Genomic DNA, 6,793 nt, shown 5'->3' with positions numbered 1-6,793 from the left:
CGATGCTGGAAATGGGTGCGTAGGTCAACCCACCTCCAATCTCTCAAAGTCACCCTGAACTTGTTTCAGGGTCTTACTTTGTCCACCGCGGTCAAAAAAGTAAGATGCTGAAACAAGTTCAGCATGACGGTAATGAAAGTTTAAAAGGGCCGAATATCGGTCGGACGCCCAATTCGCCTACATATGGTCGAGATTACACCCGCGCTGCAACAATATCGGGCGGAGCGCGCGGTATGCCGCGGGGGTCTTGTTCAGCGGGATCGTGGGGTAAAGATGATGGACGATGTGATATTGCATGCCCGATGACCAGATATTGCCCATGCGGCTTTTGAAGGCTCTGGTGTCCTTATAGCGTCCTTTTTCGGCGCCGGGATGATGCGGAGCCCAGCTGAGGTAGAATGAAATATAGGTCAACGCCAAATGCCGCGGCAGCCACCACAGCAACGCGGCCTCTATCGCATAGCCGCTCAATGCCAAAGCGGCGAGAATGCCGAAGAACAATGTTTTGCTGATAATCGCGTCCGTCAAAGCGGACTTCGCGGCTGGACTGTCCCACTGCTGCAACAGCTGGCCATAGCGGTTAAAGCCCCCTTCGGCACGGGGTTGGCGGTTGACGATGGTTTTCCATATTGCGTGCAACGGGCCGGTTGCGTGGGTCGAATAATCGGGGTCCAACAGCGGATCATTGGCGTGCTTATGATGCGCCATATGCGTGATCCGCGCCGTCCGTAGCGGCAGTGTTAACGGAATGAGCGACCAGTGTCCGACAAGCTCGTTAAACCATTCTAGTTTTGATCCCTTGGGCGCGATGATATAATGTTGGGCATCATGCGAGGGCAGGTAGCTTGCCGTGATATTGATCGTCGCGATGATGAAGCCAAGCCACAACGGCATAATGCCGGTAAAGACCAACGGCCATAATGCGATCCAAATGGCGGTGTTCGTGATGCCCCAAAACACCATGAGCCACGGAATGCCGCCCATAAACTTTTCGGCAATTGCCTTTTCCCGCGCGCGCAGGCTTTGACTATTCATATCCATTTGCCCCGATATGTCGCGATCAAGCCCAGCACCGTCCCGATAATCAGGCCGAATTGCAGTGGCGACAACGCAAAGGGTGCGTTCACATCCAGCCGGACCATCACTTGCGCAACCAAAGGCGCAAGGAAGGCGAGGCCAAAGAACAAGGGCCCGAAAAAGAAGAGAGATTTCACTACTGACATTGGTGTCGACAATGCTGGAAATGCGCGATTAGGTCAAGGCAGCTTGCGTCTTCCAACCTTTTACATCCAACCGTCACCCTGAACTTGTTTCAGGGTCTTAATTTTTGCCTTTTCCGCCGCGAAAGTAAGACCCTGAAACAAGTTCAGGGTGACGGTAATTAAAGTTTAAAAGGTCCGAATGTCAGTGTTGCGCTACAGTCGAGATGCACCCTTCGACGGACGCAGGCGCTGCCTGCTGCTCAGGGCTACGGTAATATTTAAAACCCGTCTCAACGGATTGCTTGCCCACGCCGCGGCGTAGCTGTGTGAAAGGCAAGCTATTCCTCGTCAAACAAGCCGGCGAGCTGTTCGATCATCGTACCGCCCAATTGTTCAACGTCCATGATGGTGACGGCGCGTTTGTAATAACGGGTGACATCATGGCCGATGCCGATCGCGACCAATTGCACGGGCGAGCGCGTTTCGATCATTTCGATAACCTTGCGCAAATGCTGTTCCAGATAGCCGCCATGGTTGACCGACAAGGTGCTGTCATCAACTGGCGCACCGTCGGAAATCACCATCAAAATGCGGCGGTCTTCTGCGCGCGCGATCAGGCGGTTGTGCGCCCAAAGCAAAGCTTCGCCGTCGATATTCTCTTTCAGCAAACCTTCGCGCATCATCAGGCCAAGGTTGCGCTTGGCATGACGCCATGGCTCGTCGGCTTTTTTGTAGACGATGTGGCGCAAGTCATTGAGGCGGCCGGGCATGGGCTGCCGTCCAGCGGCGAGCCAATCCTCACGCGCTTGACCGCCCTTCCACGCACGGGTGGTAAAGCCCAAAATTTCGGTTTTCACGCCGCAGCGTTCCAGCGTGCGTGCCAATATGTCGGCGCTGATCGCCGCGATGCTGATCGGTCGTCCGCGCATCGATCCGCTATTGTCGATCAGCAAGGTCACCACGGTGTCGCGGAAATCGGTTTCGCGTTCGATCTTGTACGACAGCGAGCTGCCCGGCGAGACGACGATGCGCGCGAGCCGCGCTGCGTCGATCATGCCTTCTTCCTGATCGAAATCCCAACTGCGGTTTTGCTGCGCCATCAGGCGGCGTTGCAGACGGTTTGCGAGCTTTGTCACCACCGATTGCAGGTTGGACAATTGCTGATCGAGATAGGCGCGCAGCCGGTTCAGCTCTTCTTCGTCGGCAAGCTCGGTCGCGGTGATGGTCTCGTCATATTTGGTCGACCAGATTTTGTAATCGCTTTGCGGCAGATGGTCCCAATTGCGGCGTTGCGGGGTGACGGGCTGCATGCCGTCATCGCCCATTTCGCCGTCGGAACCGTCCTGATCGTCCATATCCTCGCCGTCATAATCGGCCTCGGTTTCTTCGCCTTCGCCCTGCTGCGGTTCAGCGCGCGCTTCGGCTTGGCCAGCTTCGCCTTCGCCATCATCGTCGCTGTCGCCATCTTGGTCTTGGCTGTCCTCGGCATCATCGCCGCCTTCATCAGCATCGGACGGGTCGACGTCGCCTTCGGTCAGGTTCAGATGTTCGAGCATCGATTGCGTGAGCGCGGCAAATGCACCCTGATCGTCAAGCGCGAGGGCAAGTGCATCAAGATCGCCGCCTGCTTTTTCCTCAATCCAGCCGCGCAGCATATCGACGCCAGCAACCGCCGCGTCCGGGACAGGCGCGCCGGTCAGGCGTTCGCGCACGATGAGCGATAAGGCGGTCGAAATCGGTACTTCGTCAGCGGACTGTGCGCGGCTGATCGGGTCGGTGCGCAATTTGAGTTCAAGCGCGTGGCCCAGATTTGCGGCAATACCCGCCATATTGCGGGAACCCAATGCCTCAACGCGCGCATTTTCCACCGCATCAAATGCAGCGCCAGCAATGACTTCGGATGGACGCAAGGCGGCATGGCGCGCGGCATTATGGTGCTTGAGCTTCAGTGAGAAGCTGTCGGCAAAGCCACGTGCTTCGGCGACTTGGTCAGGCGGCAACAACCGGCCGGGCATGGGCACTTTAAAGTTTTTGCCCGCTTGTGTCGGCGCGTCGGCGGTGAAGGCCAGTTCAATCTCCGGCTCATGCGCGAGCGCGCGGGCCGTGCCGGTCAGGACTTGCTTGAACTGTTCAAGTGGAGATTCGTTCGCCATCAATCCGCCACCCGCTTACATGCCGCTGCAATGTCTGCTTTCGTCGGCTTAACCGGCGCACGCAGCGTGAAGACATGCGCCTGCGCGGTCGCAACGCGATCGTCGGTTGTCCGCGCGCCATTCACGACCGCCGCAAAATCCTTGCACACGGCAAGGCTGCGCAAATAATCGCTATGGCCAGCGCCGCCGCCCGATAGGTCGGTGGTGTCAATGATGGTAAAGCCCGTTTTGGCAGGCTCTGTCTGATATTTGGTCTTGCTCGCAAAGCAACGCTGCGGCAATCCTTTGGCTTTCAATTCCTTGGCTTCAAACGGACTGAAGCAATAAGGTGACCCCAGACGCGGATAGCCATGGACAGCGCGCGACACCGCAAGCGCGCGGTCGTTGAGCGAGGCGTAGACGGTCACGCGCCGGTCGTTGTTGACGCGGCGGGCGGCCAACACTTCTTCGGCGATATCGCGCTCGAAATCTTCACGATCAACATCCGGAGAGGCCAATATGATATTGGAAATATTGCTGGAATCGGCGTTGGTCGATGTGCGGTCGACATATTCCACGGCAGGCGTGACAAGCCGAGCGCCAAGCGAATGCGAGACAATGACGATTTCCTTGATCCATTCGGCGCGCGCCAATTTGGTCAGGAAGTTCCGGAAATTGCGCTGGTCCCAATACATGTTGGTTTCATCAACGGCATAGCTCAACAGATTGCCCTGCGATGGCCAGCTATAATGGATAATCGGGCCGTCAAAATTGCTCATCGCGCCAATCTGGACGGCGTCGCGGGCGGTGGTTTGCAATGTTTCGCGATAACCATGCACATATAAAAGGACGCGGCCGTTGCGCAGGTTCGCGGCATCACGCAGGCCATCCCACCATGCGTCTTCCGGCTGAAACGCGACAGGCACCACCAACTGCTTGTCGCCCTTGGCGGGCTTGATCGTTTCTGGCGGCGAGAACCGGCCAAATCGAACGCGATCGGCGCGGTGGTTGGTCAGTTTAATAGTATCGCCGCGGCAATCGGGCAGGCGGCTGGTGACGATGAAATAATCTTTTCCGTTAACCGATGCGCTGTCATTTTCCGCCGGGTTACAGCGCGGGTTTTCCGCCAGCACATTGTGGGGAATGTCGCCATATTCGACAGCCACAGTGCAGCCAGCCAGCAGCATCGGCAAAAGGAGAAGGGGAGCTTTGCGCATTATTTCCCTTTAGGATTGGCTGCGCGCCATGCCTTTACCGCGTTCAATGCGCCGGACACATGACCCTTCACGCCCAGTTCCGAATACGCGAACAACACTTTTCCATCCGGTGCGATGACGTAGGTCGTGCGGTTCGTGCCGCCCATGATGGGCAGGCTGACCTTATAATTTTTGATGACCGGTTTGGACGCGATGCCAACGGTGAATTTGTTGCGGCATGCTTCCACCGAAAAACGCTTCAACGTGTCGATATTGTCCGCCGACATGCCAATGATGGATGCGCCATAGGCTGCAAAATCATCGGCGGCTTCGGAAAATTCATGCGCCTCGACCGTGCAGCCCGCGGTGAATGCCTTGGGATAGAAATATAAAACGACGGGGCCGCGTTTCAGGGCCTTGTTCAAATTATAGGTGTATACGTCGCCCGCCAAAACAGCCTGCGTGGTGAAATCGGTCGCGCGCGTGCCGGGCTTGAGCGCAGCGAATGCAGGCGATGCGCTAAGTGCGAGCGCCAGAATAAGAGCAGTGCGTTTCATAAATGGTCCCTTCAACGGTGTTTCGGCGAAATGGCCAATATGCTTATAACTTGCCAACGACGCTTTCGGGCAGATCCTGACCAAAGACGCGCTGATAATATTCCGCGACCAACGCGCGTTCGGCATCGTCACATTTGTTGAGGAACGACAGGCGGAACGCAAAGCCGACATTTTTGAAAATGGCGGTGTTTTGGGCCCACGTGATGACGGTCCGTGGGCTCATGACCGTCGAAATATCGCCATTGATAAAGCCCTGACGCGTCATTTCGGCGACCTTGACCATGTTGGCGACGGTCGCGGCATCGGTGCCCGATGCCTTGGCCAAAACGATTTCGCTTTCGACCTGCGCGGGCAGATAGTTCAGGCCAACGACAATGTTCCAACGGTCCATCTGACCCTGGTTGATCGCTTGCGTGCCGTGATACAGCCCGCTGGTGTCGCCAAGGCCAACGGTGTTGGCAGTCGCGAACAGGCGGAAATATGGGTTCGGGCGAATGACGCGGTTCTGGTCGAGCAATGTCAGCTTGCCCTCGGTCTCCAACACGCGCTGGATCACGAACATCACGTCCGGACGGCCGGCGTCATATTCGTCGAACACCAAAGCGGTCGGTGTCTGCAGCGCCCAAGGCAAAAGGCCTTCGCGGAATTCAGTGACTTGCTGCCCGTCGCGCAGAACGATCGCATCGCGGCCGATCAGGTCAATACGGCTGATATGCGCGTCGAGGTTGATACGGATGCACGGCCATTTCAAACGCGCGGCTACCTGTTCGATATGCGTCGATTTACCTGTGCCGTGATATCCCTGAACCATCACGCGGCGGTTGTGGGCAAAGCCAGCAAGGATCGCGAGCGTCGTGTCGGGGTCAAAGACATAGCTGTCGTCGGCATCGGGAACGCGCTCATCGGCAACGGAAAACGCAGGACATTCCATGTCGACGTCAATGCCGAACATTTCGCGCACGCTGACGGTTTTGTCAGGGGCAGCTAGAATGGTCGTGTCGCTGCTGTTGGGCTGGATATTTGGAATGTCAGTCATGTCGTTCTCGTCAAATAAAGGCGGGCGATGTTTTAAGGTGCGTATAGGCAGCAATGACGTCTTGCAAAGCCTTTTCATAAGACCGGTTGCCGCCATTTTTATCAGGATGATAGGCGCGGACCTTGGCCGAATAGGCGCTGCGTAAGGCGCGCCTATCCGCATCCTCGCCAAGCCCTAGCGTCTTAAGCGCTTTGCGGTCCTCAGGTGACAGGAACTGCCCGTCGGCACGTTCCTTGGGCATGCGCGACCGGAAGCGTGTGGATATGGCATCCAACGGGTCTTTAAAGTCCGCCCATTTGGGCGGCGAATCGACATTGCCGCTGGCACGAAAGGCACGGGTTTCGCTTGGCCAGACGTTGATGGGGCTTTGCGCCTCCATAATTTCTTCGGCGGTCATGCCGGCGAACCAGTTATAGCCTGCATTAAACTGCCGCACATGTTCAAGGCACAGATATTGATAGTCGCCGGGTCCATTTGCCGACGCGCGCTGGCCATGTGGGTCAGGCGCGCGAAATTCGCCTGCTTCGCGGCAGTGCGGATGCGCGCAATGCCGCTGTGCACCGCGAACGCGGCCGTGAAATCGGTCAAAGGGCTGCCGCGAATCCATAATTCCCCTTGGCGAAAAACTGCGGATATGGGAATACAGAGCTTATGGAAAAAGGCCCTGCAC

The 6,793-nt window shown here is 56.9% G+C and carries 7 protein-coding genes; all 7 read right to left on the bottom strand.

The genetic code is table 11. From position 1 onward, the window contains the following. Window positions 1-177: 177 nt before the first annotated feature. The gene (locus tag ACIQ5B_RS09575) at window positions 178-1,035 is read right to left on the bottom strand and encodes a fatty acid desaturase (protein WP_397598817.1); all 858 of its coding nucleotides are present in this window, start codon (window positions 1,033-1,035) and stop codon (window positions 178-180) included. Continuing rightward, window positions 1,032-1,223 (bottom strand): hypothetical protein, encoded by a 192-nt coding sequence (locus ACIQ5B_RS09570; RefSeq protein WP_397598816.1) that lies wholly within the window; start codon window positions 1,221-1,223, stop codon window positions 1,032-1,034. The genes ACIQ5B_RS09575 and ACIQ5B_RS09570 overlap by 4 nt, the downstream gene beginning before the upstream one ends. A 317-nt stretch (window positions 1,224-1,540) precedes the next feature. Beyond that, the gene (gene cobT, locus ACIQ5B_RS09565; protein ID WP_397598815.1) at window positions 1,541-3,355 is read right to left on the bottom strand and encodes a cobaltochelatase subunit CobT; all 1,815 of its coding nucleotides are present in this window, start codon (window positions 3,353-3,355) and stop codon (window positions 1,541-1,543) included. Beyond that, complete coding sequence (locus tag ACIQ5B_RS09560) at window positions 3,355-4,551, bottom strand: alpha/beta hydrolase (protein WP_397598814.1); 1,197 nt, start codon at window positions 4,549-4,551, stop codon at window positions 3,355-3,357. The genes cobT and ACIQ5B_RS09560 overlap by 1 nt, the downstream gene beginning before the upstream one ends. Continuing rightward, complete coding sequence (locus ACIQ5B_RS09555; RefSeq protein WP_397598813.1) at window positions 4,551-5,087, bottom strand: peroxiredoxin; 537 nt, start codon at window positions 5,085-5,087, stop codon at window positions 4,551-4,553. The genes ACIQ5B_RS09560 and ACIQ5B_RS09555 overlap by 1 nt, the downstream gene beginning before the upstream one ends. A 43-nt stretch (window positions 5,088-5,130) precedes the next feature. Continuing rightward, complete coding sequence (gene cobS / locus ACIQ5B_RS09550; RefSeq protein ID WP_395628582.1) at window positions 5,131-6,123, bottom strand: cobaltochelatase subunit CobS; 993 nt, start codon at window positions 6,121-6,123, stop codon at window positions 5,131-5,133. 10 nt (window positions 6,124-6,133) lie between these two features. After that, window positions 6,134-6,730 carry a J domain-containing protein gene (locus ACIQ5B_RS09545; RefSeq protein ID WP_397598812.1) on the bottom strand — a complete coding sequence of 199 codons (597 nt, stop codon included), beginning with the start codon at window positions 6,728-6,730 and terminating at the stop codon, window positions 6,134-6,136. Window positions 6,731-6,793 lie beyond the last annotated feature (63 nt).

It is taken from the genome of Sphingorhabdus sp., assembly GCF_044374345.1.
Taxonomy (GTDB): Bacteria; Pseudomonadota; Alphaproteobacteria; order Sphingomonadales; family Sphingomonadaceae; genus Sphingorhabdus_B.
The sequence above is the reverse complement of the archived record's forward strand: the minus strand, read 5'-3'. Positions and strand labels throughout refer to the sequence as shown.

Bases quoted from the DNA above. Each gene is read 5' to 3' on its own strand.
- ACIQ5B_RS09575 (WP_397598817.1), bottom strand. From the start codon at position 1,035: ATGAATAGTCAAAGCCTGCGCGCGCGGGAAAAGGCAATTGCCGAAAAG.
- ACIQ5B_RS09570 (WP_397598816.1), bottom strand. From the start codon at position 1,223: ATGTCAGTAGTGAAATCTCTCTTCTTTTTCGGGCCCTTGTTCTTTGGC.
- cobT (WP_397598815.1), bottom strand. From the start codon at position 3,355: ATGGCGAACGAATCTCCACTTGAACAGTTCAAGCAAGTCCTGACCGGC.
- ACIQ5B_RS09560 (WP_397598814.1), bottom strand. From the start codon at position 4,551: ATGCGCAAAGCTCCCCTTCTCCTTTTGCCGATGCTGCTGGCTGGCTGC.
- ACIQ5B_RS09555 (WP_397598813.1), bottom strand. From the start codon at position 5,087: ATGAAACGCACTGCTCTTATTCTGGCGCTCGCACTTAGCGCATCGCCT.
- cobS (WP_395628582.1), bottom strand. From the start codon at position 6,123: ATGACTGACATTCCAAATATCCAGCCCAACAGCAGCGACACGACCATT.
- ACIQ5B_RS09545 (WP_397598812.1), bottom strand. From the start codon at position 6,730: ATGGATTCGCGGCAGCCCTTTGACCGATTTCACGGCCGCGTTCGCGGT.